This is a genomic window from Pseudomonas sp. BS3782 TE3695 (genome assembly GCF_050435305.1).
Lineage (GTDB): Bacteria > Pseudomonadota > Gammaproteobacteria > Pseudomonadales > Pseudomonadaceae > Aquipseudomonas.
Genome location: NZ_JBNDKB010000001.1, coordinates 2,421,088 through 2,444,176, shown reverse-complemented (window position 1 = coordinate 2,444,176; position 23,089 = coordinate 2,421,088). Strand labels below are relative to the sequence as shown.

Here is a 23,089-nt window from a genome sequence, read left to right as displayed (position 1 = left end):
GGTGAACGCCGCCCCGGTCAGCCGCGCTGGCCGGGGCGATACAACCATCAGTCGCGATTAAACGACTGGAACACGCCAATCATCGGAGCCCGAAGTACCGGAAACTTCGTGAGTCCAGGTGATTTTGCGATAGGTGAACTGCACTTCTTCCAGGTGGGTGAAGTGTGCGTTCGACGGATCCTGGCAGTTGTGCATTTTGTTGTTGATGGCGACGATGATCGCGTCTTCCAGTTTGGTGGTGTAGTAGTGCTCTTGGGTACCTTGAGCCGAAGTACGGTACCACTGGATAACTATTTCGCTCATGCGCTCGCCGGAGGTCAGCGCCGCTTGCAGCAGTGGCGAAGACTTGTCGTAGACCTTGGTGATCACGACTGGCTTGTGTACGCGCTGACCAGTCGGTTGGCCGGACTGTGGGTCACGCGGAATGATCACGTCGTGGCTGAACGCCTGAACCATGACCTGGTCTTCGTGACCTTCCTGGTAGGTATTGCCCACGGAGTCGGCGGTGAATGCGCCGGCAGTGATCAGGCCTTGTTTCTCGCCAGTAACGGACATGTACGCTGGTGTTGCCATGAGTGCTCTCCTTGCTGATGGATGGTGGTGCTGGTAGGTGGGATTACCTGACAGACTGCCAATTGCCATCAAAAAGTGCGCCAGCTTTTATAAAACCCTTTTAAACCAATGGCTTGGTGAGGCTTTTCCGCACAAGCAGCGAAATTGGCGAAAGCGTCTATCGAGAAGTGCGCAAGAAGTTGCGCAGTGGTGTGCAAGAAGTTGCGCACTTGGCTGGAAACCTTGAAATATTTGGGGTGTAGAGATTTATCTAGGAAAAATGACGGGACAAGTGCGCAAGAAGTTGCGCACTTTCGAAAATGGCCTTTTCAATGCCTTTCGGTGTGTGGATGGGTGAAATCCTAATCGAGGCTGGTCAAAGTTATTTGGTGACGCGGCCGCATTCGGCTAAAGCCACGCTTCACGATGATCACAAAACCAAGAGCGACTCCCCCACAGACTAGGCAATCGTAAGCAGGGCCTTGCCCGAATAAACGACTCCTCGGCAAACAGTTTGCGGCGATCATGAGCTTGATCCAGTCTGCGCGCATGACGGGCATGATCCGTATGCATATCTGGAAAATGTTCTCACGCGTCTTCCGACGCAGCGGGTAAACGAAATAACCGACCTGCTGCCTCATAACTGGAAGCGGACACAGCCCCGTAACCACCTTGGCTGAATATACTGCCTTTGCTATCGTCAAGGAATGCAGCAGGGGGGCATAAGTTTTGAACGTAATCCCATTTCACCGGCCAGAACGCGATCAGCCACAAAGGCGACAATGTCTCGTCCATTGTTCTGAGGCATACGAACAGTCTCTCCGACTGATCCAAGACTTCAATACGGTTCGACTTGAGTTCATCGAAGAACGAGAGATTGCTATATGTCAGCTCAACGAACTAAAAAAACTCCTCTCAAGGATGGATGTTCGGGGCCCGCGCCCCACCGCGCCAGGATCTAAGTCAAGACCGCGTTAAGTCGCATGCGATGGTCTTAGACGCCGGGGGGATAGCGACCAGTTGCCTCCGCTTCCCAGGGCCTAGAGGTGTTCATAACAGAGGAAGGATTATCCATAGGTCGCTTACCGACGAGGCTTTTTGGCTAATGCAATCGAATCCCCTAAGAGGCGCATGCCAAGCCACTGTCATGAATAGACCGTCAGCCTTTAGCGTTGAACTCAACGTCGCACTTGTCGTCTAGCGCTTGGGTGGGGCCAACATTCAGGCTCTCATCCCTGTACGTATCAAGGACGTCGTCATGACTGCTACCACCGCACGCTTGAATTACATACATGACACCCTACTAGGCCCAATCGCGAAAAGCGTTGAGTGCCATATCGTCATTACACCCATCACGCCAGGCGCTTTTCAGGTACAAGTGCTATCCCCAGTGCCTGATGACCTACACAAAGCGCATTCCTTGAGCATTTTTCTTTCATCAAGAGAACACGTGACCGGCACAGTCGCTCACACGCGCAATTTAGACAACGGCGATTTGGAATTGCAGATCGATGTATGACAATCCATCTCTAGGCCAATGACTATTTTCGAAAGGGGGTCTGCAATCAGCCATTATGCAATGGTCATTGCATTTGCGACTGGCTGGACTGCGACCTGCTGACTTAGGCGTCAGCAGGTCGAGCAGATACATCATCGTTCTCCGCGCGTTCCCCCATGACTATGCTGCCCGCCGATTCGAGCTTTCTCCGCCTTGTCGGTTGCCACATTGGCATTTTGTTCGCTTTTACGCCCGGCCTCTTTAACTTTTTGAGGGTCGTCGGAAAAGCCGTGATGCGGTTCTTGTCGCTTGGTCATGTCTAATCTCCTTTAAGAAAAAAACACTCGCCTTCATTGGAGCTGCGCCCTGAACCTTCGTCCTCCCGACACGACCAACGGAAATTACGCGCCGCCACAGTGAAAAACGACTCAGTGGACGCAAAACACTGTCATCGTTCCGGTTATCGGTACCCGATTTACCATTCGATGGCTGCGTTGACGGAATTAAGTGCTTTTGTATTCTCGATGTCGACCATCTGAATGATCCAATGCCTTAAGATGATTTTCTACGACAACCAAGGAAGTGCTCATGAGCGTTCAAGGTAGGGACTGCCAAATCGACAACATCGAGTTCAATGTGACGGATATCGCTAGGAGCAAGGCCTTTTATGGCAGCGTGTTCGGCTGGAGTTTCGTCGACTACGGCCCGACCTATACCGAGTTCAGCGACGGTCGAATCACTGGAGGATTTACGACAGGAGAGCCCGTCCGGCCAGGCGGCCCTTTGGTCATACTGTATGCGGATGATCTGGCCCAAACCGAACTCAAACTCAAGAACGCAGGCGCTACCATTAGTCGTGAGACCTTCTCGTTCCCAGGCGGGAGCCGCTTCCATTTCATCGATCCGGATGGCTATGAGTTAGCCGTATGGAAGGCAAGCGAATCGACTGACTAAGTCGTATTAATGGATGCCTCGCAAAGAAGCCCCGCCGCAGTAATCACTACGTGTACGTAACGCAGTGCTTGAAATCCAGCCCTCAGAAAAGGGCTCTCGCGGGCCCTTTTGTACTCAAACCAAAATCACTTGGTCAGCCAGGACTCCACGGTGTCGGCGCCGTATTTTTCTTTCCACTCTTTTAGCGTTTTGTGATTGCCGCCTTTGGTCTCTACAACTTCGCCGGTGTTAGGGTTTCTGTAGACCTTTACTTGACGAGGCTTACGGCTGCCGGCCTTTTGCTCCGTAGCAGGGGCGCGGCGGGCGGCCTGAGGATCAAGTAACTTGATCAGATCCTTGAGACTGTAGCCATGTTCGGCGAGCAAGGCGCGCAGCTTGGTTTCAAATTCAATTTCTTTCTTGAGGCCAGCATCGCTCTTCATTGCTTCAAGCTCAGCAAGCTGGGATGCAAGTTGTTGTTCGAGTTTGCGAAACTCGGCAAGACGGGACATTTGATGCTCCAACTAGGTTTAAGCGAGTATAAAAGAATAATCTTAGCATACACATATGAATGGACAGAGTAAGCGCGTCCCAAACTGTACCTTCTGTATTGATGTGCGTACCGGGCTCGCAGAGGTCACCAGCCAGAGAATGTTCTACTTGGGCGATGCGAACAATTGATCCACACCCAGAGGCATGGTTTTGCAAACGCGATCCTCATGGGCTCGTGCTATTGCCACGGTGTGGAAGGTGTGGCGAAATCGAATGTTTTTAAGATCTATAATTCGCCGAACGTCAGCGACGTGCTCCGCACTGAATCAGGGAAGTGTCTAAATGTCCGATGATGTGGAAATCAAATCCGGTCATGGGCTTTCGGGCGTTCAAACTGGCTATTCGCGGGCTCCTCACGCAGCGGCAAACGTGCGACTGCGATTATGGGTTTGAACCAGTCGGGACGGTTTAACGGCCATGTTCCGTATGCGTATTTAAAGGGCGTGCTCACGCGACTGCCGATGCAGCGGCCGAGCGAGATTATCGAGTTGCTGCCGCATAGATGGGTGCCGTTTAACCACATAAGGTCTTTTGGAAGGACGCTTACTGTCTAGGGCCTGGCCACAAGGTTTTAGAAAAATGCGTAAGCGATGGGCTTGAAACTGGAAGTAGGCTGCAGCTTCCGTTTCCCAGATGCTGACAGTTCAGTTGGAAGAGTTGTTCAGCTGCTGAAGCTCAAGTTGCTTGGCAGCACTGGCTTCGAGGTTTGCACGCTCTTCATCCAGATACCGATAAATGCTTTGGAGGTTGGCGATTTTCTGTCTGATCTCTGCCATCTTCTTTTCAATTAGCTTAGCGCCGTCAGCACAATCGATCAGCTTGTTCCGCTGCGCATCCAGAATCTCGCCTACTTCCCCCAGGGAAAACCCCATGCTTTGCGCACGCTGGATAAAGTCCAGATCCTGCAGAGTTTGCGCTGTGTAAACGCGATAATTGTTAGTTTGCCGCAGCGGTGAGATCAGACCGATTTGCTCGTAGTAACGCAGCGTATGGCGGCTGGCGCCGCTGCGGGCCTCGAGTTCGCCGATTTTCATGAAAACACCTTGACTATAGAGTTGGGTCGATAGTTTACGCTTGATTTCTCACCTTAAACAAGGAGCAGGGAAATGAGCGTGGAGTGCTTTGTCACGGGGGGTACCGGTTTCATCGGTCAACATTTAGTGGCGTACCTGAGTGCAAAAGGTCACACCATTCGGGTGTTGATGCGTCGCCCAGAGCGACTAGCTGCACTGCGGGAGCAAGTCGACAATTTGGGAGGGTGCGCAACCCGGGTATTTGCCGTAGCTGGCGATCTGGAGCGGGACAACCTCGGGCTGAGTCTTGCTGACCGAGAAGTGCTAAGGCACGCTAGGGTCGTATTCCACCTAGGCGCCCACTTCGCATGGGGGCTTTCAGTGGAGCATTCTCGTGCGGTGAATGTGGAAGGGGCAAAGCGCGTGGCGCTGTTGGCGGCTGAGCAAAAAAGCCGGTTAGTGATGATCGGCGGCTACATGCTGAAAAATCATGAACATCTGCAACGCATCGGAATTGATCCTCGTTATCCGGAGCTGACGAATTGGCCTGCCGTCTACCGACATGTCGGTGGTTACGAGGGGAGCAAGCTGGAGGCGCATTTTGCGACCCTGGAGGTCATGTCCGCCAAGGGCGGGGAGATTACCGTTGTCCACCCCGCGACGGTTTGTGGCCACAGCCGCACGGGGCATATCCTTGACGGTCAGCCACTGGTGGAGCTGATACGCAACCTTGTGCAGGGAAAGCTGACTGCAGTGCCCGGTACCGCCAAGCACTGGCTGCCACTGGTCACCGTGGATTACCTGGTTGAGCTGGTGGCGGTTTGTGCTTTTGATCCTGCCATGGTGGGCCAGGAACTGCTGGCGCTTGATGACCAAACTCCCAACTTGCGAGAACTCCTAGTACAGGTGGCACAACCTTTGGGCTTAAAGTCTCCCAAGCATTACATTTCACTCCGATTGCTGAAGTTGCTACTGAGTATTCCTCCCGTCGCGCGGTTTTTGAATACAAAACCCGAAGCCTTGGACTTTATCCAGACCACTCGTTTTGATACAGCGGCGGTCGAGCAATTTGCCAACAGGCATGGAATAGCCAAACCGGATGTACGTCAGTCTTTGCAGCACACTGCAACGTTCGTCAACTTATATTGCATAGCCAAGGGCCAGGCCCTCTGACTTCTTCCTTGGCGGCGACAAGAAGGCGAATAGCATCCTACTGGGCGATCCAGCTTATGCCACAATAAATACTGGGGTGGTGGGGTCTTCGTATCCTCAAACTTTGCGCCGTCGATATAGGGCGGCATTCTATCGAACGACAATTCAGCGACAGGGATCGTCATCAATGCAATCTACTTTCAGCAAAGGCGTCATATTTGCACTCTCCGCTGCGGCACTGAACGCAACGATCGGTGTACTCAGCAAAATACTCATGAGTAATGGTTTCACCGCTAGCAGTGTCGCTGTCATCAAGACCGTACTTGGTTGCGTGCTGCTCTCGATCTTATTGTTTTTCCTCAAGCGCCCGGCGGCGTCGACCAAATGGACTCAGGCGGCTATCTGCGCATTCCTTGGCATCTTTGTGCTGTTCCATTTCGAAACGTCCGCCTATCGACACTACGCTGCGGCAGGTGTGGTGGTGGTGCTGATGGCCAGTGCCTCAATTTCCTCGATCATTCTGGGGCGCATTATCCTCAAGGATGCCATCACCGCGAACGCTACCGTTGGTGCCGCACTGGCTATCGCTGGGATCTCGGTGATCTTCGGCGGCGACCTGCAGCAGGGCTTTACCCTGCAAGGTGCTGCGCTCGCCTCCATGGCTGGCTCCGGCTATGGGGCCTTTTCGGTTGCCATGAAGCGTATGGGGGTGTCGGGGGGGCTGCACTTCACCCGACAATTGTTGTTCTTTGGCAGCCTGTACTTGCTGATGCCGGCTGCGGCCGATGGTTTCGCGATGGGCGAGCTGTCGCCGCTGGCGATCGCCGCGCTACTGGCGCTGGCCACACTGCCGACAATCCTGGGCTTCTTCTGCACCACCAAGGCCATCGAGTATCTCAAGCCATCCCAAGTGCAAGCCCTGGAGCTGACCGAGCCACTGTTCGCCGCGCTGCTGGCGTTTGTGGCGCTCAACGAAGTACCGCGCGAAAGCCTGTACGCGGGAGCGGCACTGATCATCGTCGGCCTGTGTTTCTCCAATGAACTAATCCGCCTGGCCAGCAAAGCATCTGTCCCTTCGACCGAGTGAACTATTTTCGGTTCCTGATTACTTTAGCAATCAGTGGTTTTTAAGTGTTTTGAGCGACCGACCGCTTCTGGCCCAGAGTGTGTAAAAACCCTCCCGAGAGTTAATCTTAAAAACCGGACGCAGTGCTGTCCGCGCAGATGAGTCAGGCAGGATGCCAAAGCAAACACGGAGCGATCTAGTGGTTACGTCAACAGGCGAACTGGCGATACATCAGATCTCAGCGCTTCCTCCGGAAATTCTGGTACTAGAAGCAGAGGCAGTTACAGAAGGTTTTAGATTTCTCACGCGCTTGGTTGCAGATTTGGAAAACGGGGCAAACCGATTCAATCAGCCAGGGGAATGCCTTTTTGGAGCATTCCGCAACGGGCAACTGATTGCCATCGGTGGTCTTTCATATGATCCATATGCTGGGCCGGACATTGGGAGGCTACGGAGGGTATACGTCGCGCGTGCATCAAGGGGTCAGAATGTGGGTAAAGCCTTGGTGCAGCAGCTTTTAGAATATGCGGCTCGGCGATTCCATGTCGTACGACTATCCACGGATACACCAGAGGGAGCCGCATTTTACCTTCGCTGCGGGTTCCAACAGATACAAGATGATTTTGCTACTCATGTGAAGTCATTAGTAGATGCCACGAACCAGGGCGAAATCATTTATGAAGCGCTTCATCCAAGGTGAGCATCGTGGCCAGAGCACCTTGCTTCCCGAAAGCCTCGACGACTACGTTACGCTGTCCTTTTCTCCATGGAGGACTCGCGATGCCAAACTCTGACCTGCTCCCTTCCCTGCTATTCAAGATCAACGAAAACCAGCAAGCCCTTGAGGCGGCCATCATGGAGCTCACACTTTGGGTCGAGCAGCGTGGATCGGGTGAGATTGGAGGCAACGTGCGCGGTGCGCTGGACACGATCAGAACAAATGAAGAGTTCATCAACATGACGCTTGCGGTGCTCATGGCACCCGAGTGATCTGTTCGACCACCACTGTGGACGATGCAAGGTATTCCAGAAGATAAATCAGTCGAGGCTCAACTGAGGTCTTAGTGCTTCAAGTAGAGTCGAGATGAAGCATCGTCTGGATTGAAATAAAGCCGCTCATCGCGCCACCCAATGCCTGGCTTAGACGAACGAGCTTGAAAGTGGTGAACGCGGGTTACGCGAGTTTGATGGCTCCGCCTTGGATATCGTCCCGTGCCATTCGCAAGTCATTGGCGTCTTGGTTGAGCCGATGAATGAGGTTGAGCAACCGCTGGCGCAACACCTCGTCTTGGAGCTGCTCAGCAGCACGCATCACATCAAGCGCCGCTGCCTCATTGTTGGTGGCAACGGCGTCGAGCAGTTTGCGCATGCTTCTTGATGGTCGATTCATCTCCAACTCCTTGGATTTCAGTGACGCGAATCATATGGCCAGAATGTTTCGTCAGTATTTCAGCTGCACGAACTGGTGTTGAATCACCGGCTCCGGCTGAATGGACGCTAGCTGGTGTGGCATATGAGGAGTCGATTACGCTTGTAGCAGCGATCCGTGATGAATCTAAAGCGCTACCAGCCGGGCCTTGCCCGAATGAGCGATTACAACAATCAACGTCAGGTACTACCGCTGAACGAGACACATGACGAAATTTAAACGAACACCCCGCTCTCCAGTCGACCGATAAGATCGACGAAAGCTCTCGTTTCTACCCTCGCCCTCAACATCTCCAGCGGGCGCTTTGAACCGAGCCCTCGAGCCGGCGAACTCATCCATTCCGTTGCAGCGGTGACGTCATCCTCGAACAGGATCTAGGCTTTCTCAAAGACAGCAATCAATGCCACCAAGCGGTCGCTTTCAATGGTGCTGAAGCGTCCCGTTTTTGCCCTACGTGCTCGTGGGCGGGTGACCTGTTGTGAGTTAGCAGGAACAGTCAAATTGCCACTCTTTTGGAGCGCCATAGACGCCATTACCAACAGCGGAATCGCACGAGGTAAACGTATCGGAAGCGGAGTGAAGAACTCCTAGTCATCAGCGATCAACGCGGCTGGCTTCGCCTTTTGCCGGCCACTCACTATCAGTAGCTTGACGTGTGGCTTCTGCCTCAAGCTGTTCTTGCGCAAGTCGCCAATAAAACTCTTCAGATCCTTCCCGACGACCATCTTTCTCCCACAACTCATAAGCTCTTTCTCGGACTTTCGAATCGTCAATCATTGTCATTCCTCTCTGAGTCGCTACTTGATCCTGGTTCTTAAACTAGCTGATCCCAAAGGTATCTGCTCATGGCTCATCCTCAGCTTTGGCTAGAAGAGCGTCATCCGCGAGAGGTTCAAGCAGCGCCTCGGCAATCTCGCCAAGCTTGCCCAACGGGTGATCACAATTGCCCAGCAGTTCTGCTGTAGCAGTCTTGTCGGCATGTCCTCGCTCGGCGGTGATAATCAGCCAGCCCAGCGCTGAGGTATGCACCTCGTTATCGGCAAGACGATTGTTCACGTACTCATCCACTGCCAGGGCAAATTCCTCAGCAGTCACGCCTTGTTGAGGACGCATGCGACGTTGGAACGACACGCTGTTGCCGCGCAGAAGTTCTTCCGCTGCGCTGTAGAGCCAGTCCGCCCTAGCGGCGTCCTGCGGGCTTTCGCTCACTAGAGGGGGATGATGACGCTCATGTTTTAACGGGGAAAAATGTGTTGTGTTCATGATCGTCTCCAGAGCGAGCACGAAGGTCGTGGCGCGAGGCCTTATTGCCGAGGAATCAAATACCTTTTATCCATATTGACCGTAGGCGTTGCGGCAGAGTCCATCGGCGATGCGCCCTTACGTCAGTCCAATCAGGCTGCCAAAACGATGCATACACACTATCCAAACACCTTTTACTGATCGTCCTCTCCTTCGAACTTCACGGATTCCATGGGGATCGTAAGCGGATGACAAACACACCTTTACATCGCACTCACGTCAATCCGATTTCTATCAGGAGCGGCTCGGTCGAGGGAGCGATGCGATCATTTGATCAAAGGCGGCCACCCCATATCTTCCACCAATGCTTTTCAAGGTTGGTACTTCGGAAGGAAAGCCAAATTGCACTCGACTAGGAAGCACCTCATTCATAGCTGAATACCAAGTCAGCAGAGAATCTTGGAGGCGGACATGTAGCTCAAACTTGCTCCGCCGACGAGTGGTGTCTGCCTTAGCCCGCTCGCGAGCGAGTTGAGGATCGATACGGCCAATAATGTAACTGTCTGCAAAGCCAATTCGTCCTTGTGCGATAGTCTCTCTTGTGGCTTCCAATTCCACTCGCCAGTCATGTTCGCTCGCCTCGCCGATCTGCCAAAGGCTCCAAATGTAGTGGAGCTTGAGAGGGTCACTGTCACACACAGCCCACCTGGAAGTTCCTTCCATAGCCTCCGCTGCTTGCCAGCGATCCACGTTTCGCTCTGCCCAAAAAGCTGCGGTTGCCGCTGGATTTTTTACTCGATCTGGCTCGTTGTCAAAACGACCGTGTTCAGGAATGACATGTTGTCCACCATGCTTAGTGCACCAAGTGGTTTTTCCACTGGCGCTGATACCTTCAACAACCAAAATCATAGTTATGACTACTCCCTTAATTGAGTCATCCTTGTGAATCTAAGAAGCATGGGTTTTATATGGTTTCTGCGGAACCCCACTGATGCGGAAGCAGCTTCCCTACCTCACTGGCCCGCTGCGTTGGCAGCCGCGTCAGCACATCCTTGAGGTAGGCATACGGATCATGCCCATTCATGCGCGCCGACTGGATCAGGCTCATGATCGCCGCTGCCCGTTTGCCACTGCGAAGCGATCCGGCAAATAACCAGTTCGAGCGCCCAAGTGCCCATGGCCGTATCTGGTTCTCCACCTGGTTGTTATCGATGGGCACAGCCCCCATCGTTCAGGTAGCGCGTCAGCGCTACCCAGCGTTTTAGGCTGTAATCGAGGGCTTTGGCCGTGGCCGATCCGTTGGGCACCAGATCACGCTGAGCCAGCATCCAGTCATGCAGTGTTTTGATGATCGGTACCGCCATTTCCTGGCGTATTCGCTAACGGTCGGCCTGTGGCGCCTTTGAGTGGAGCTGCTTTAACTCGGCTTCGATAGTTTCAAGGTCTGTATCGAGCAGGTCATCCAGTGAGCTGCCTTGTGCCGGCTGAGTTGCTCGCTGCGCTTGGCAAACTTGTGGCGTTTGAGAAGAGCGATTTCATAAGTGAGCTGCTCGATGATGGTTTCATCGTTCTGGATCTTCCTGCTCATCGCCTCGACCTGGGACTGCAACTGCAACGCCTGTGCCGCCAAGGCACGAAGCTGTTCCGGGGTCATCTGGTCGAGGTTGGGCGAGGAAGTCATGCCGCCAATTGTGCCAGAGTCGGCACTGTACGACGACAAGTAGACCGGCCAAATGGCCGGCGTTTACAGCATGCGAATCACACCGCCTGCCCCGACACGCTGCCACGGCAGGCCCAGTACCAACGCCTGGAGTTGTTCGCTGTCGAGTTCGACCTCGCAACAATGGCGAATGCCGGGCCAATGGAATTTGCCTTGATTCAGTCGCCGCGCTGCAAGCCAGACTCCCACGCCGTCGTGCACCAGCACTTTCATCCGGTTAGCCCGGCGATTGGCGAACAGATACGCGCAGTGCGGCTTCGCCGCACCGAACACCGCGATCACCCGGGCCAATGCCGTCTCCGTACCGGCGCGCATGTCCATCGGCTCGGTGGCCAGCCACATTGCATCGATGCGGATCATTGAGCGACAGCCCGGATAAATTGCGCGCAGCCCTCGGGGTCTGAGGTTGGCCATTTCACTGTGATCACTTGGTCGGCCATGGGCAACTCGATGATCACTGACGCTTCGGCTGGCCGTTTAGGTGCGGCTTTTAGCGGGACGAATGCGGGTAGTGATGTCACTGGGGGCTGATTTCGATAGAGCGGCATCCATTTGCGGATGACGTTGGCATTGATGCCGTGGCGGATGGCGACACTGGAAATGGATGCGCCAGGTTGCAGGCATTCCTGAACAACCTGGGCTTTGAACGGTTTCGGATAAGAGCTTCGTTGGCGCATGGAAATCCTGGCGATAAGGGCGATCGCGTCCGCTTAAAAATACGCGGACACCATCGCCCTTAAGGCTGGAGTTCGGAAGGTGAGTTCGCCGGACGCTTACCGAAAGTCTTCATAAGTGATCATTGAGCACACGACTGGCCCTCGAGTGGAGATCTCTCTTTTGACCTGGTCAACATCATCAAAGGAGAATGCCCCCACTATTTTGAGCCTCTTGGGAGGAGGCAACGAGGCGCAATCCGCAAGCGTAGTTAGGCTATCTGCACCTTTGACCCACTGCGGGAACCCCACCAGCTGCAGAGAAAGTGAAACAGAAGGCCTTGGCAGAACAGGTGAAACAGCAGCAGCTTCAAAGCCTAAAAGAGATAAATGCAACGCTGACCGCATCTCTGATTGAGTTAAAGCTCAATCCGAAAGACTACGCCAATAAGCGATACAGCGATTACTTTTCGATCAGTGTTGCGTTCAAAAACAATACCGTAGAAGCACTCTCCGGTGTCAAAGGTACAGTCGTACTCAAGGACATCTTCGGTGATGTCATAAAGCGCATCAGCCTTTCCGATGACAATCAAATTGACCCTGGGCAAAACTATATTTACAGCGGCACCATGGACTACAACCAGTTCCAGGACTCCGATAAAAAACTCGCCTCAGTCAACTTCTCTAAAATGCAATTCGAGTGGGAACCAGAGACTTACGTCTTTGTGAATGGCAAAAAACAGGTTATGCCTCACTAATATGCTATGACGGCTTGCTCAGCCGCTGCAGGGAGCGTGATTGTTTAGAAAGGGCCCTGGAGAGCCCTTTTCATTTCCAACTCAAATTCTCGAATCACGCCTGAAATTGCTATCTCGCTAACCCTAATCCAAGCATGATTTTTCCGATGCCAATCACCCGTTCTCCGAGCACAGTATCTGCGGGTGAGTCGACGCTATTTTGGGCGAATGTTGCCTGTCATCTCTTGTTGCTCCATGTATTTTCGCCTAGCTGCCTCAGCGTTCTTTTTATCGGCTTGCTCTTTTCTCAATTTCTCCTCATACAAGGGTGGGTAATATACCCAGGCTCTCCCACTACCTTCCATGAGTGCCCACTGTAATGCATAGAGAATGGCCAGAACGATAGCTCCCATACCCCACCAGCCAAATATCGTGTCAACGAAGCTGATCAACGACTGAGCGCCTTTCAATGCTCCGCAAGCATAGTCCGCCGCAATGAGAACCAGCAGCCCTAACAGCATTGAGCATATCTGGTATTTTTTGACGCGTAGATCCTCAATGGCATCCCTATTTTGATCACAAAGACTCAGCAAGAAATTACTTTGCTCTGAGACAGCCAAACGCCTCAGCTCACTCGTCCGAACGTAGCCGATAGGAGCCTGTGAGTCGGACGCCCTGCTGTCACTGCCAAAAATTACTTTAACAACATGAGTAAGCATTGGTACCAGAAGCGATGCATACATCAGAAAAGCTAACACTACACAGGCTAACTTCCCAAAATTCTTCCAGATCGCATCTGTGCTGAAAGACAGGTTGTATAGCCCATCCCCGGTCATAAACATCAAGCAAACATCGGAAAAGAGCATTACATAGATGGCCTTGAGGCACCAATTGAGATCCCACGCTTTCTCTATAACTCCCGAGGCGATCCCAGAAAGAAGGTTGTTCGGCTGGGCTCCATTGTTACTCTCTTGGCTCATATTTCTCTCTACTTATGATCCGTAAGCCCTCCATAGGATGGCTCGTTTGATTTATTATCACGCGTCGGTAAACCAGTTGGTGGTCGACTTAGCTGCTTTGTCGCCCGTCCTCACCTACACATGCTTCGTCTATGCCCCATCACAAACCGCAGTCCTTTGCGATAGGCTCAACGATAAGTGTTGATGGCGCTTTCCCTGTCTGCATATCAATGACCTCATGAGCAGCCGGATTTAGGAGCTGAGTGGGTCACTTGGTAGGTCACCCCCTCATTAGGGACGAAACTACTAATGCTCAAGCAACTCCTGTGGATTATCGGCTGATCGTGTTCTCCCGCTCCTTGATTTCCATGCTGAGAGCGCTCAAGTAAATGCGCCGATCAGGTTGGATTAGAAATCGATTCTTTTCAGGTTCTGACGATGAAACATCACCTAGAACACCTGTCTCTCCCGTGTCTTGGCAGTGAGCATCGTAATAGGCCCAATAAGCTTGGCTGCCTCCGGACATGAATTCGTTTTTGCCCCACTGAGCATCAAGGGTGGCATGCGGCGCATTCGATGCCGGTTGCTGGTAGTGACCAACACAGCCGGTAAGCAGAGCCGCGCAACAGATTAGAATGGATTGTCTCAACATCGCACCAACCGCAAATAATCCAGAAATGGGGGAGATCTGCTTTGTTATCGGCCAGTCTGAATTGAACAGGAGGGCTCGGTGTGATGAGTACGGCATAATTTCGGATGACTCTAGGCAATTGGAATGCTGCAAGCTGAAGCCAACCCTGTAGACTCGAGCGGCCATCGCAGCTCTACAAACAGGGTTGTAAAAACAGCGACCAAACTAACGAACCTCGGAGTGCCCCGCGCACCACTTGCCGAGCAAGCACTGCAGGAGACATGAAGTCCGTGAAAGAATTTACCAATCCGACATCAAACATCGCTGTATTTCACGATGAGGAAAGGCATTTCCTAGAAGCGCTGACTCGCTGGAATTACTTCCCTAATCAAAAAGATTCTTCTACAGAGCTGCCCCCCTGCTTCTCGACAAGCCGATTTACTCCAGAAATTGCTGAGGAGTTGGCACAGTTAGAGCTAACTAAAGAGCGTAAAACCTATTGGTTCGACCTTGTTGAATACAGGGCTACGCGCTTCAACAATGTTCCTAGAGTGCTCGGCCTGATACACCCCTTAGCCTACTCGAGAATTTATGCAAAGCTAAAGGAGAATAGACAAGAAATCTCCGAACTGATGAAAGACGAAAATAGTGCCATTACTGCCGAACAGCATAATGACGGACGCCTTTTCATCATGAATTATGAAGACCATGAGACAAAAACTAAAAACACCTTGGAAATTAGTTTCGCGGCAGGTTTCAGAGCACATGCTGATGTAGCCAACTGCTTCGGATCTATCTATACCCATTCACTGGAATGGGCCATTCAAGGTTATGAGCAAGCCAAGGAGCATCTTCGTAACCGTAGAGGCGGACAACACTGGAGCTCTGAGCTCGACGCGGTGCTTCGAAACGCAAAACGCAACGAGACGTCTGGACTTCCTATTGGCCCTTGCACCTCTAGCATTGCAGTGGAAATCATCCTTGCTGCAGTCGACAAAGAGCTGACAGGCAGGTTTCGTTTTACACGTTACATTGATGACTATACAGCCTATTGCAAAACACATATTGAGGCTCAAGAGTTCATTCGAGCACTCAATATCGAGCTGGCAAAATATCGCCTAACACTTAACCTCAAAAAAACCAAGATCACCGAACTACCAGAGCCCTCAATAGACTCTTGGGTTACGAAACTCAAAAGTGCTACGCCCTGGAGAACCGACTCCAATGGCGCTTTGACCCTCTACACTCATGAGGCAATAAACTTTTTAGACTACGCCGTGCAGCTGAATAAGGCGGAACCCGATGGCAGCGTGTTGAAGCTTGCGGCTGGTCTCATCTGCCATAGAGCGCAAGGTGATACAGCGGCTATTGTGTTTCAATATGTACTCAACCTAAGCTGGCACTATCCAATTTTATTGCCACTGCTTGAAAAAATTGATGCCACCTCTGACTACTATGACAAGGGCATCGTAGCTGCGAAACTCAACAAGATCCTAGAGACCAACGCGATACACCGGCGCTCAGATGGAATGTGCTGGGCAATGTATTACCTGAAACATTTGGATTCCCAGCCAACGCCTGAAAATGTGGGCCTGGTGATTCAGACCTCTGACGCTGCTGCGATCACACTTCTGAGCAGCTTTGAAGCTGGTGTAGAGTCAGCGGTAATTTATGCAAACTCGATTATTGAAGACAGCACACTGTACGAACTTGATCAAAACTGGATCCTTCTGTACCAACTTTTCTTTCACGAGAAGATCGGCAATCCCTATGTGGATGATCCATCGTTCGACATCCTCAAGAAGTATGATGTCCAGTTCGTAAACCCTCCTAAAAAGGGTTCCAAAGCTGAGGATTATTGCTTCTATTACTCCAATCCATTCAGGGCTGAAGGTGAATCACCGGTTGGTTTCCTTGATTATTTAGCAGGTAAGCATTGACAGGGATGTTACGGTCGTAAGCATCCAATCGTGAAACTCGGACGCAACTGTGTACGCCGATGCAGCGATGGCCGTAAAGCGCCCAATTGGGAGCATTACGCCGCATGCTTTGGGCTTGCTCCCTTTGGGGTGCGGCCGTCGTGAACCAAACCTCGGGTAAGCCAGGTTTTGGCCCTGATGGCCTGTGCGCTCCGCCTGTATCTTTAGACACAAGCCTCAATGCGGTGCAGTGATTAATGATCAAGGTGCACACTTCGGGGAGATGCGTACCACCAGGTGCGACGGAAACGTATGAATCATATCGACAGGTGGTGTGAACTACCGGCAATAAACAGTCCATAGCTGATCAACTCGAGTCGTGAAACTCTGGCTCATCATCTCTCGCCGCATACCCCAATCCGGGTCTGTCGGCACACTCGCAAGACGCATCGCTCCCCTGCCCCATCGACCATTGATGGCGTCCAAAACACCCATGACTTTCTCAGTGGCAACCGGCTGCGAGATCGCGAAGAGGTCTTCCATGTACTCGCCTTTCTGGCAAAGGTTTACCAGGAGAACCTCGGCCTTGCTGTACTTGAAACCTGGCCGATAGACCCGATCCACCGCTTCCAAAGCAGCCTTTGTCATCAACCGGACATCGTCGGTTGGGTACGGTAATTCGACCAGGGCTCCATTGGAGTATTTAGCTTCCTCCGGATTGAACATGCCGGTACGAATGCTCACCCGAATTTTCTTGCACAGTGAATGCTGAGCCCGAAGCTTCTCCGTGGCTCGCATCATATAAGTCGCAACAGCCTCTTTGATTGGTGCAATATCGGTGAGACGCTTGCCGAACATCCTGCTGCAGCAAATCTCTTGCTTCGGTGGGTCTGGCTCATCGAGCTCCAGGCATGGCGTGCCGGCCAACTCACGGGCTGTTTTCTCGATCACCACACTAAATTTTTTGCGGAGCATCCAAAGATCGGTTTTGGTGAGATCCCAAGCTGTCTTGATGCCCATGCCCTCCAAGTGCAAAGTCATCTTCCGCCCGACGCCCCAAACATCAGAGACCAACGACTTCTTCAGCACCCACTCGCGCTTGGTTTGATCACGGAGATCGACCACTCCACCACTCTGCGCTTGCCATTTTTTGGCCGCGTGGTTAGCGAGCTTGCTGAGGGTTTTCGTGCCAGCGATCCCAACGCCAACCGGGATACCTGTGCTTTGGTAAACCTGTGCACGGATCCGCCTGCCAAGTGCCTCCAGATCACCTGGTACGCCTGCCAAATCCGCGAAAGCTTCATCGATGCTGTAGACCTCGACGGCGGGCACGAGGGATTCGATCACGCTCATCACGCGCTCGCTCATATCGCCATAGAGCGCATAGTTCGACGAGAAGGCAACGATGCCATGCTGCTTGAGTTTGTGTTTGATCTGGAAGTACGGCTCCCCCATTTTCACATAGGGCTTACTGTCGGCTGAGCGGGCGATCACACAGCCGTCGTTGTTCGACAGCACAACGATGGGAGTCTTGACCAGGTCAGGACGGAACACTCGCTCGCAACTCGCATAGAAAGAGTTGCAGTCGATCAGCGCGAAGACAGGATCAGGCTTTTGGATCATGAGCGCGCACACTAAACGTCACCACACCCCATATGATCAGCTCATCACCCTCAAGAATGTAACGGGGTGGATATCCAGCATTTTCGGACATCAAGATGATGTTGGGGCCACGCTTACACAGGCGCTTGCAGACAGGTTCGCAATTCACTGCGGCAATCACGATATGGCCATGCTCAGCGGTGATTGAGCGATCCACCACTGCCATATCACCATCGAAGATCCCGGCGCCTTCCATGCTGCTGCCCTCAATGCGCACCAGGTAGATATGGGGCGCCCGAATGTCCAGCAGCTCATCTATGGATATGTGTTGCTCGAGGTGGTCTGCTGCAGGCGATGGGAATCCCGCAGGCACCTTGAAGGAGTAAAAAGGAAGCTCGACTCCCCCTGCTGACATGGGGCCTAGGACGGTGACACTCATGATGATGCCTTACGACAATAACTGGATATACATACAGTTAACGTCGAAGATCGCTTTCGGTCAATCTCGGACTATGGAAATTCGACAGGAGGGATGGAAGATCGCGCAGGGCTTAAGTTTTTGGAATGCATCGCAGTCGTGAGCAGCGGGTATTAGCCATTCCTGCTTTACGCTCGCAAGTTAGGTTGACAAAGCTCCAAATATGCACAAAAATCACGGTTGACACTAATCGTATTTTGCATAGTTTTTGGAGAGTATCGAATGTCTGAAACCCAACACCCCAGCTTTTTTGCACCGAAACTTCATCCAGAATATCTCGAGAGGATTTGCCAGGAAGTCGTGTCGGTCGCCTATGGGGCGCTGGCGGATGCATCGACCGAAAACGACACGGCTTGGACACGTGGCACGTTGCTCTATGGACGAGTCCACGGTTTATTCAAAAAGCTGAGTCGTGACCCTTCCCTCCCTTGGCTGATCCTACGTAATAGCACCATGGACTATACGATTAGCATCAACGATGTGCTGTTCCAGGTAGTGATGGACGATCCGAATGCGCCGAAGAAGTCGTATCGCCTTCTGGCCAACGATGTCGAGCTCATGCAGATGAGCCTATTCGAAGCGAATCCCGAAGAGATCGTAACCTGGCGCTTGTTCGTAGATAACGATCACAATTTCGAATCGCCAAAGCTCACGGCGACTGTGGTTGGCTTCGATATCAACCGAAACGTCATATGCCATTGGTCACATGAGTACAAAGCGCGAATTCCGGTCAAATCTGCTCATCTGCCAGAAGCCGTTGAGTTTGAAGATCCACAACCTGTGCGTCGTAACAAAGATGCTGACACTGAAACCACTACAGACGCTGATTTGACTTAATGGACGAAAGAACCAAACAGCTCCCTCTCGGCGACGAGTTTTCACCCGACAAACTTCGCCTTGCGCGTTGTGCGGCGGGCCGTTCGCTTGCCGAAATAGGGGAGCTATTGGGTGTTACCCGTCAGTACGCCCATAAGCTTGAGGTAAACGCTATTCCCTCCCCTGCGCAGTTGAGCACGCTGAGTGCTGTACTGGGCGTGAGTAGCGAGTTTTTCTTCACCGCCAGGCGAAGCTCTGTGGAACTTGAACAGTGCCATTTTCGAAGCGTTCGTGCCTCTACCCAGACGGTCAAAAAATCCATCGCCGCACAGGTCGAATTGTTCGAGCTGCTGATTGACGAACTGGACAAGGAAATCGCCTTCCCACCGGTGAGCTTCAAGATGTTCGAAGAACCACTGGCCAGCGTGGACGTGATTGAACAAGTGGCTGAACGATTCCGTAGAGACCAAGGGCTTGGACTGGGGCCTATTTCAAGCATGACCCGGTTGGCTGAAAAGGTCGGTGTGCTTGTTGTAAGCATCGCGGATGCGGATGATCGGGTGGATGCATTCTCGCTATACAACAAGCGCCCCCTCATCGTGCGCAATACGGCCAAAATGAATCCATGCCGGCAGCGCTTTGACCTTGCTCATGAGCTTGGTCACCTTGTAATGCATCAAGGCATAGAGACAGGCTGCCACGATACAGAGAGTCAGGCCAATCAGTTCGCGAGCGCCCTATTGATGCCTCGAGCCAGCTTTGCCGGTGAATTCCCCACCATGCGTGGCAAGTACCTGAACTGGCAAGCTCTCGGCGAACTTAAGCTTCGCTGGAAGGTAAGCTTCAAGGCGCTCATCTACCGCGCCCAGACGTTGAATCTGATTACTCAGGAACAAGCGAAATCCGGCTTCACCTACCTGAATCGAAACGGATTCACCAAGCACGAAGAGCTGGATAACGAGATCCCAATGGAGTTGCCAGCGCTGGTACAGCGTGCGATAGATCTGCTGGATTACACCTCCTGGAGAAAGCTACTCCAGGCGGCGGGACTTGAGTCCCGAACCGTGGCCGAACGATATTTGCTGAGAGTCCCGGCATCACCTTTATCGCTTGTGTAACAAAATAAAAGGACGCTGCTTTATATGGATGGTATTGAGCAAACCAGCTAGGAAGTCGGTAGTGTCGGTGCACGGGCGCAGAGGGGTATTTGATATGGCGAATGAAGAGAAAGTCTTGCTGTTGCTCAATCAGATTGGCAATGAGCTCCAATTGCTCTGGTCTCAGATGAGTGCTTACCAAGAGCTTTTTCTGGTTGAGCAGGAAAAACGGCGGTCTCTATTGCAGGACTCTGCACCTGGGTTCTTTGCGCCTGCTCAGATTTCCTTCGCTGAAAGCATTTTGATGCGGATTTTTCGGTTGATGGATCCCGCAGAATCTAGACACAGCAAAAATAGCTCGCTTGCTCTCCTTCAGGACGAGCTCAGCAACGAAAATCCTGCACAGTGTTCTCTTATGAAGTTCAAGCTCTTCGAAAGAAGTGGGATAAAGGGCGTTACTCAATTTTAAAGGGCTTACGCAACAAGTGGCTGGCACACAATGATTCCAGCGCTCGAGCTGAGTCCGATCTGAATCAGCTTTGGGAATACTTGTCCCTGTCTGACTTTGCTCTGGCCCAACAACTAGCTGGTGAGATGAGGTCGTTGTATCGGAGGAGCTCACTGGTATTGAGAGGCACAGATGTCTTTGAGCCGGCGCATGCCACTCTGGAGCAACGGCCAGCAATGATCCTGCGACACCTTTGCTCCAGCCAATTTCTGTACCGGTCGCTCGATGAGTTGGATGAGCAAGCACTAGGTAACTATTCGGCTCTCGAGGCCTATGTGCATGAGCGCATGGGTGACGATTTGATACGGGAAGTTTTCTCCTCGCCTGGGAGGAAGCAGTGATCCAGAGTCGTAATGAGCCATCGGGTCTCGCAATCTGTGCGTGACCCGATGGGGTTGATACGTGCTTAGATACGGATAATCTGGGTGATGTGCGGCTTGCCGTTAATAGGCGCGTAAATTTCCACGATCGCTTGCCAGCTGTTTGGCGAGCCAGGCTGCGTTGCTTCCGCCTTATAGCGATAGTTGGTGCCATTAACGACCTGGCTCGAAACCAGTTCAGGCGTGTAGTGCACGCCCACGAACCCCTCTAGGGCTTGTTTGAATACTTCCTGATCCTTTGGAGTCAGTTCGTGGTAAGGAGTCCATCCGCCAACGAGATTTTCTTGAGCCGACATACGATATATCTCCATATATAAGTTCCTACTCGTCTGGCTTTTCGGAGTTCGCCCCGTTTATTTAATGGTTTCCGGAATCCATTGTGCTGAGTGGTTTTCCGCGCCGCCCTGTTTGTCGTGAAACAGAGCATTTGGAAAAACATCGGTACGTGCCGCACGAGTCGAGCAACGCAGGCCATCAAGGGGCAGGCGAGCGAGAACGTATGGTCATGGAGGATAGGGTAGTGGTCGCCAGCTCAGATCCTTGTCCCTGATAGAAACAGCCATCAATGAATGATAACTGCCAGACCTCCGTGCCTTGTCTTCGCGGCGCTGCTTATTGGGCATGCCGCTGAATGGCTTTAAGCTATCAGACTTAAGTGGAAAGTATGTCCGCATTTAGCTGTGTGACATGTAAGGCATTGGCTATTCATAAATTTGTTATCGTGCTCATCAGGCGTTGAGGCCAAGTTACATCGCCTGATCCCAGTAAAAAATCTGGGCCATGATTTCCTCTGCCCATCGTAGAAAGGGACACCCACCCACAACACTCGCCGGTTATTGGCATCCAGCACAACGCTGGCGTAACGATACTCCTTGAACAGGGCGAACTCGTCCATCACCAGGCGTCGCAGCTGCGTCTTCGCCGGTAGCTCGTAACGGTATTCCTAATCTCCCGAAATCCTTGCGATCAGCTCGACCTTCTTCTCATCAAAGGTGTACCCGTCAGCGCAAAAAGCCTAGGTAGTAATAGAAAAAAGCTGAGTCCCTGCATTGAGGTCAAATACAAGAGCAGCGGCCATCATCGGTGCGGCTGTTCGCGGTTATACAAAAATAGGATGCTTCAGCAGTCTCTATACTGGCTTGGCCTACGAGGAGAGAATGGAATGGGAAGCCAGGTACGCATTCTAGTGATCACGTCCATCATGTTGTCGCTTACGGGGTGCTTTGACCGTTCTGTATCAGGCAGTTACGTGGCCAAAGACTCATCAAGCGCTGAGCTCTTGCAGCTTACTCAGGCGCAAGACGGAAAGATTGTAGGTACCTTGCAGCACATAACTCTCAAAAGCAGTGGTGGGATAGACACGTCAACGGGAAATGTGACTGGGATCGTTGATGGTGAGAGTTTGACCCTTACCATATCTCTGGCCGGCCTCCCGATCGGTCGGAACATCAGTGGAACAGTCACCGCTTCAGCTTTGGAGCTAAATCTGGTCGGCAGCGACGGCGCGGTTGCCAGCGCTCATTTCACACGCGGCAGTGTCGCTGACTTCAACGCTGAAGCTGTAAGACTGGCGCATGCCGGAGAGTCGATCAAAACTGAGAAGTTACGGGCTGATCAGGTCGAAACCTTGAACCGATCTGCGTTGGCTCTCGAAGATGCCCTCAACACATATGTGAAGAGGGCCAGAAAGCAAATCGACGATATACCCCGCTTTATTTCTTACTTCACTCGCGCAAGCAACGATCTCAGTGACAGACTGCGATTTGCTCAGCGTCTTTCGTCAGGAAACGGTGCGCAGAGAGCTCAAGCCGAGGTGGTGTTGACGCAAGTCTCGGCCTCCGAGCCCGCGATTCGAAATACCGGAGATTCGATCGATAGGGCAATTGAAGAAATGACCAGGGAAGAGGCATCTCTCAACATCCGGATGATGGCCTTCAATGGTAACTGCCTCGGCACGTCCACCGTCAAACCTGGAGAAGTCATACCCGACATGGGCCCCTGCAGAGCACTCGAAACTGCTGCTGGACGGTTTGGGGATGTAAGAGGGCTTGCCCACGCAGCGTATGAGCGCCTCCAACTCCAAAAAAATAAGGTGATGAAAGAAATGGAAACCACTTGGCAGTTGGCTACTCGCCTTCCTTAACAAAGGAAT

The 23,089-nt window shown here is 52.3% G+C and carries 28 protein-coding genes and 4 pseudogenes; 15 read left to right on the top strand and 17 right to left on the bottom strand.

What is annotated here, in order from left to right; genetic code table 11:
- Nucleotides 1-57: 57 nt before the first annotated feature.
- Nucleotides 58-573, bottom strand: coding sequence for an Hcp family type VI secretion system effector (locus tag ABH909_RS11255; protein WP_192351915.1), 516 nt, complete (start codon nt 571-573; stop codon nt 58-60).
- A gap of 483 nt (nt 574-1,056) precedes the next feature.
- Between ABH909_RS11255 and ABH909_RS11250 the strand changes: the two are divergent.
- Together ABH909_RS11250 and ABH909_RS11245 are read left to right on the top strand one after the other, a co-directional pair.
- Nucleotides 1,057-1,232: pseudogene (locus ABH909_RS11250) on the top strand (transposase domain-containing protein); the annotation flags it as partial.
- A gap of 578 nt (nt 1,233-1,810) precedes the next feature.
- On the top strand, nt 1,811-2,071 hold the full coding sequence (locus ABH909_RS11245; RefSeq protein WP_429433089.1) for a hypothetical protein: 261 nt from the start codon (nt 1,811-1,813) through the stop codon (nt 2,069-2,071).
- Between the two features lie 131 nt (nt 2,072-2,202).
- On the opposite strand, the gene ABH909_RS11240 is transcribed toward ABH909_RS11245, so the two are convergent.
- A complete protein-coding gene (locus tag ABH909_RS11240) occupies nt 2,203-2,367 on the bottom strand; it encodes a general stress protein (RefSeq protein WP_253551918.1) in 165 nt (54 codons plus the stop codon).
- 271 nt (nt 2,368-2,638) lie between these two features.
- Here ABH909_RS11240 and ABH909_RS11235 point away from each other — a divergent pair, with 271 nt between their 5' ends.
- Nucleotides 2,639-3,004, top strand: coding sequence for a VOC family protein (locus ABH909_RS11235; RefSeq protein ID WP_429433087.1), 366 nt, complete (start codon nt 2,639-2,641; stop codon nt 3,002-3,004).
- A gap of 125 nt (nt 3,005-3,129) precedes the next feature.
- Here the strand turns inward: ABH909_RS11235 and ABH909_RS11230 are convergent, their stop codons facing one another.
- Nucleotides 3,130-3,495 (bottom strand): histone-like nucleoid-structuring protein, MvaT/MvaU family, encoded by a 366-nt coding sequence (locus ABH909_RS11230; protein ID WP_429433085.1) that lies wholly within the window; start codon nt 3,493-3,495, stop codon nt 3,130-3,132.
- A gap of 339 nt (nt 3,496-3,834) precedes the next feature.
- Here ABH909_RS11230 and ABH909_RS11225 point away from each other — a divergent pair.
- A pseudogene (locus tag ABH909_RS11225) lies at nt 3,835-4,089 on the top strand (transposase domain-containing protein); the annotation flags it as partial.
- Between the two features lie 90 nt (nt 4,090-4,179).
- On the opposite strand, the gene ABH909_RS11220 reads toward ABH909_RS11225, so the two are convergent.
- Nucleotides 4,180-4,569 (bottom strand): MerR family transcriptional regulator, encoded by a 390-nt coding sequence (locus ABH909_RS11220; RefSeq protein ID WP_429433083.1) that lies wholly within the window; start codon nt 4,567-4,569, stop codon nt 4,180-4,182.
- 72 nt (nt 4,570-4,641) lie between these two features.
- Here ABH909_RS11220 and ABH909_RS11215 point away from each other — a divergent pair, with 72 nt between their 5' ends.
- From ABH909_RS11215 to ABH909_RS11195, 5 genes and pseudogenes are all read left to right on the top strand, one after another.
- A complete protein-coding gene (locus tag ABH909_RS11215) occupies nt 4,642-5,721 on the top strand; it encodes an SDR family oxidoreductase (protein WP_429433081.1) in 1,080 nt (359 codons plus the stop codon).
- Between the two features lie 166 nt (nt 5,722-5,887).
- Complete coding sequence (locus ABH909_RS11210; protein WP_429433079.1) at nt 5,888-6,787, top strand: DMT family transporter; 900 nt, start codon at nt 5,888-5,890, stop codon at nt 6,785-6,787.
- 178 nt (nt 6,788-6,965) lie between these two features.
- Nucleotides 6,966-7,466 carry a GNAT family N-acetyltransferase gene (locus ABH909_RS11205; protein WP_429433077.1) on the top strand — a complete coding sequence of 167 codons (501 nt, stop codon included), beginning with the start codon at nt 6,966-6,968 and terminating at the stop codon, nt 7,464-7,466.
- Nucleotides 7,444-7,518 (top strand): annotated as a pseudogene (locus ABH909_RS11200) (hypothetical protein); the annotation flags it as partial. The gene ABH909_RS11205 and the pseudogene ABH909_RS11200, both read left to right, overlap by 23 nt.
- Before the next feature lie 28 nt (nt 7,519-7,546).
- Nucleotides 7,547-7,756: a hypothetical protein gene (locus ABH909_RS11195; protein ID WP_008012758.1), complete on the top strand. Its 210-nt coding sequence runs from the start codon at nt 7,547-7,549 to the stop codon at nt 7,754-7,756.
- 184 nt (nt 7,757-7,940) lie between these two features.
- On the opposite strand, the gene ABH909_RS11190 is transcribed toward ABH909_RS11195, so the two are convergent.
- The 9 genes and pseudogenes from ABH909_RS11190 to tnpA all read right to left on the bottom strand — a co-directional run bounded on the left by ABH909_RS11190 (nt 7,941) and on the right by tnpA (nt 11,834).
- Entirely contained in the window at nt 7,941-8,156 is a 216-nt protein-coding gene (locus tag ABH909_RS11190) for a hypothetical protein (RefSeq protein ID WP_008001700.1), read from the bottom strand.
- 254 nt (nt 8,157-8,410) lie between these two features.
- A complete protein-coding gene (locus ABH909_RS11185) occupies nt 8,411-8,566 on the bottom strand; it encodes an antitoxin Xre/MbcA/ParS toxin-binding domain-containing protein (RefSeq protein ID WP_429439835.1) in 156 nt (51 codons plus the stop codon).
- Nucleotides 8,567-8,789: 223 nt separating this feature from the next.
- Nucleotides 8,790-8,972, bottom strand: a complete 183-nt coding sequence (locus ABH909_RS11180) for a DUF2934 domain-containing protein (RefSeq protein WP_157214941.1) — start codon at nt 8,970-8,972, stop codon at nt 8,790-8,792.
- A gap of 66 nt (nt 8,973-9,038) precedes the next feature.
- Entirely contained in the window at nt 9,039-9,458 is a 420-nt protein-coding gene (locus ABH909_RS11175; RefSeq protein WP_429433074.1) for a hypothetical protein, read from the bottom strand.
- A 273-nt stretch (nt 9,459-9,731) separates the two neighbouring features.
- On the bottom strand, nt 9,732-10,346 hold the full coding sequence (locus ABH909_RS11170; RefSeq protein ID WP_429433072.1) for a hypothetical protein: 615 nt from the start codon (nt 10,344-10,346) through the stop codon (nt 9,732-9,734).
- A gap of 55 nt (nt 10,347-10,401) precedes the next feature.
- Nucleotides 10,402-10,816 (bottom strand): annotated as a pseudogene (locus tag ABH909_RS11165) (IS66 family transposase); the annotation flags it as partial.
- 38 nt (nt 10,817-10,854) lie between these two features.
- Nucleotides 10,855-11,118, bottom strand: coding sequence for a transposase domain-containing protein (locus ABH909_RS11160; protein ID WP_429433070.1), 264 nt, complete (start codon nt 11,116-11,118; stop codon nt 10,855-10,857).
- A 63-nt stretch (nt 11,119-11,181) separates the two neighbouring features.
- Nucleotides 11,182-11,517 carry an IS66 family insertion sequence element accessory protein TnpB gene (tnpB, locus tag ABH909_RS11155; protein WP_429433068.1) on the bottom strand — a complete coding sequence of 112 codons (336 nt, stop codon included), beginning with the start codon at nt 11,515-11,517 and terminating at the stop codon, nt 11,182-11,184.
- Entirely contained in the window at nt 11,514-11,834 is a 321-nt protein-coding gene (tnpA, locus tag ABH909_RS11150; RefSeq protein WP_429433066.1) for an IS66-like element accessory protein TnpA, read from the bottom strand. The genes tnpB and tnpA overlap by 4 nt, the downstream gene beginning before the upstream one ends.
- A gap of 302 nt (nt 11,835-12,136) precedes the next feature.
- On the opposite strand from tnpA, the gene ABH909_RS11145 reads away from it, so the two are divergent.
- Nucleotides 12,137-12,568 carry a hypothetical protein gene (locus ABH909_RS11145; protein WP_429433064.1) on the top strand — a complete coding sequence of 144 codons (432 nt, stop codon included), beginning with the start codon at nt 12,137-12,139 and terminating at the stop codon, nt 12,566-12,568.
- 194 nt (nt 12,569-12,762) lie between these two features.
- Here ABH909_RS11145 and ABH909_RS11140 read toward each other — a convergent pair whose 3' ends face one another.
- Entirely contained in the window at nt 12,763-13,527 is a 765-nt protein-coding gene (locus ABH909_RS11140; protein WP_429433062.1) for a hypothetical protein, read from the bottom strand.
- A gap of 900 nt (nt 13,528-14,427) precedes the next feature.
- Between ABH909_RS11140 and drt4 the strand changes: the two genes are divergently transcribed.
- On the top strand, nt 14,428-16,077 hold the full coding sequence (gene drt4 / locus ABH909_RS11135) for an antiviral reverse transcriptase Drt4 (protein WP_429433060.1): 1,650 nt from the start codon (nt 14,428-14,430) through the stop codon (nt 16,075-16,077).
- Between the two features lie 318 nt (nt 16,078-16,395).
- Here the strand turns inward: drt4 and umuC are convergent, their stop codons facing one another.
- Together umuC and ABH909_RS11125 are read right to left on the bottom strand one after the other, a co-directional pair.
- Nucleotides 16,396-17,676 carry a translesion error-prone DNA polymerase V subunit UmuC gene (gene umuC / locus ABH909_RS11130; protein ID WP_429439832.1) on the bottom strand — a complete coding sequence of 427 codons (1,281 nt, stop codon included), beginning with the start codon at nt 17,674-17,676 and terminating at the stop codon, nt 16,396-16,398.
- Nucleotides 17,663-18,097 (bottom strand): LexA family protein, encoded by a 435-nt coding sequence (locus ABH909_RS11125; protein WP_429433058.1) that lies wholly within the window; start codon nt 18,095-18,097, stop codon nt 17,663-17,665. The genes umuC and ABH909_RS11125 overlap by 14 nt, the downstream gene beginning before the upstream one ends.
- A 261-nt stretch (nt 18,098-18,358) precedes the next feature.
- On the opposite strand from ABH909_RS11125, the gene ABH909_RS11120 reads away from it, so the two are divergent.
- From ABH909_RS11120 to ABH909_RS11110, 3 genes are all read left to right on the top strand, one after another.
- On the top strand, nt 18,359-18,973 hold the full coding sequence (locus ABH909_RS11120; RefSeq protein WP_429433057.1) for a hypothetical protein: 615 nt from the start codon (nt 18,359-18,361) through the stop codon (nt 18,971-18,973).
- Nucleotides 18,973-20,070 carry an ImmA/IrrE family metallo-endopeptidase gene (locus tag ABH909_RS11115; RefSeq protein ID WP_429433055.1) on the top strand — a complete coding sequence of 366 codons (1,098 nt, stop codon included), beginning with the start codon at nt 18,973-18,975 and terminating at the stop codon, nt 20,068-20,070. Before ABH909_RS11120 ends, ABH909_RS11115 begins: the two co-directional genes overlap by 1 nt.
- 94 nt (nt 20,071-20,164) lie before the next feature.
- Entirely contained in the window at nt 20,165-20,518 is a 354-nt protein-coding gene (locus ABH909_RS11110; RefSeq protein ID WP_429433053.1) for a hypothetical protein, read from the top strand.
- A 445-nt stretch (nt 20,519-20,963) separates the two neighbouring features.
- Here ABH909_RS11110 and ABH909_RS11105 read toward each other — a convergent pair whose 3' ends face one another.
- Nucleotides 20,964-21,233, bottom strand: coding sequence for a hypothetical protein (locus ABH909_RS11105; protein ID WP_429433051.1), 270 nt, complete (start codon nt 21,231-21,233; stop codon nt 20,964-20,966).
- 866 nt (nt 21,234-22,099) lie between these two features.
- Between ABH909_RS11105 and ABH909_RS11100 the strand changes: the two genes are divergently transcribed.
- Nucleotides 22,100-23,080 carry a hypothetical protein gene (locus ABH909_RS11100; RefSeq protein WP_429433049.1) on the top strand — a complete coding sequence of 327 codons (981 nt, stop codon included), beginning with the start codon at nt 22,100-22,102 and terminating at the stop codon, nt 23,078-23,080.
- Nucleotides 23,081-23,089 lie beyond the last annotated feature (9 nt).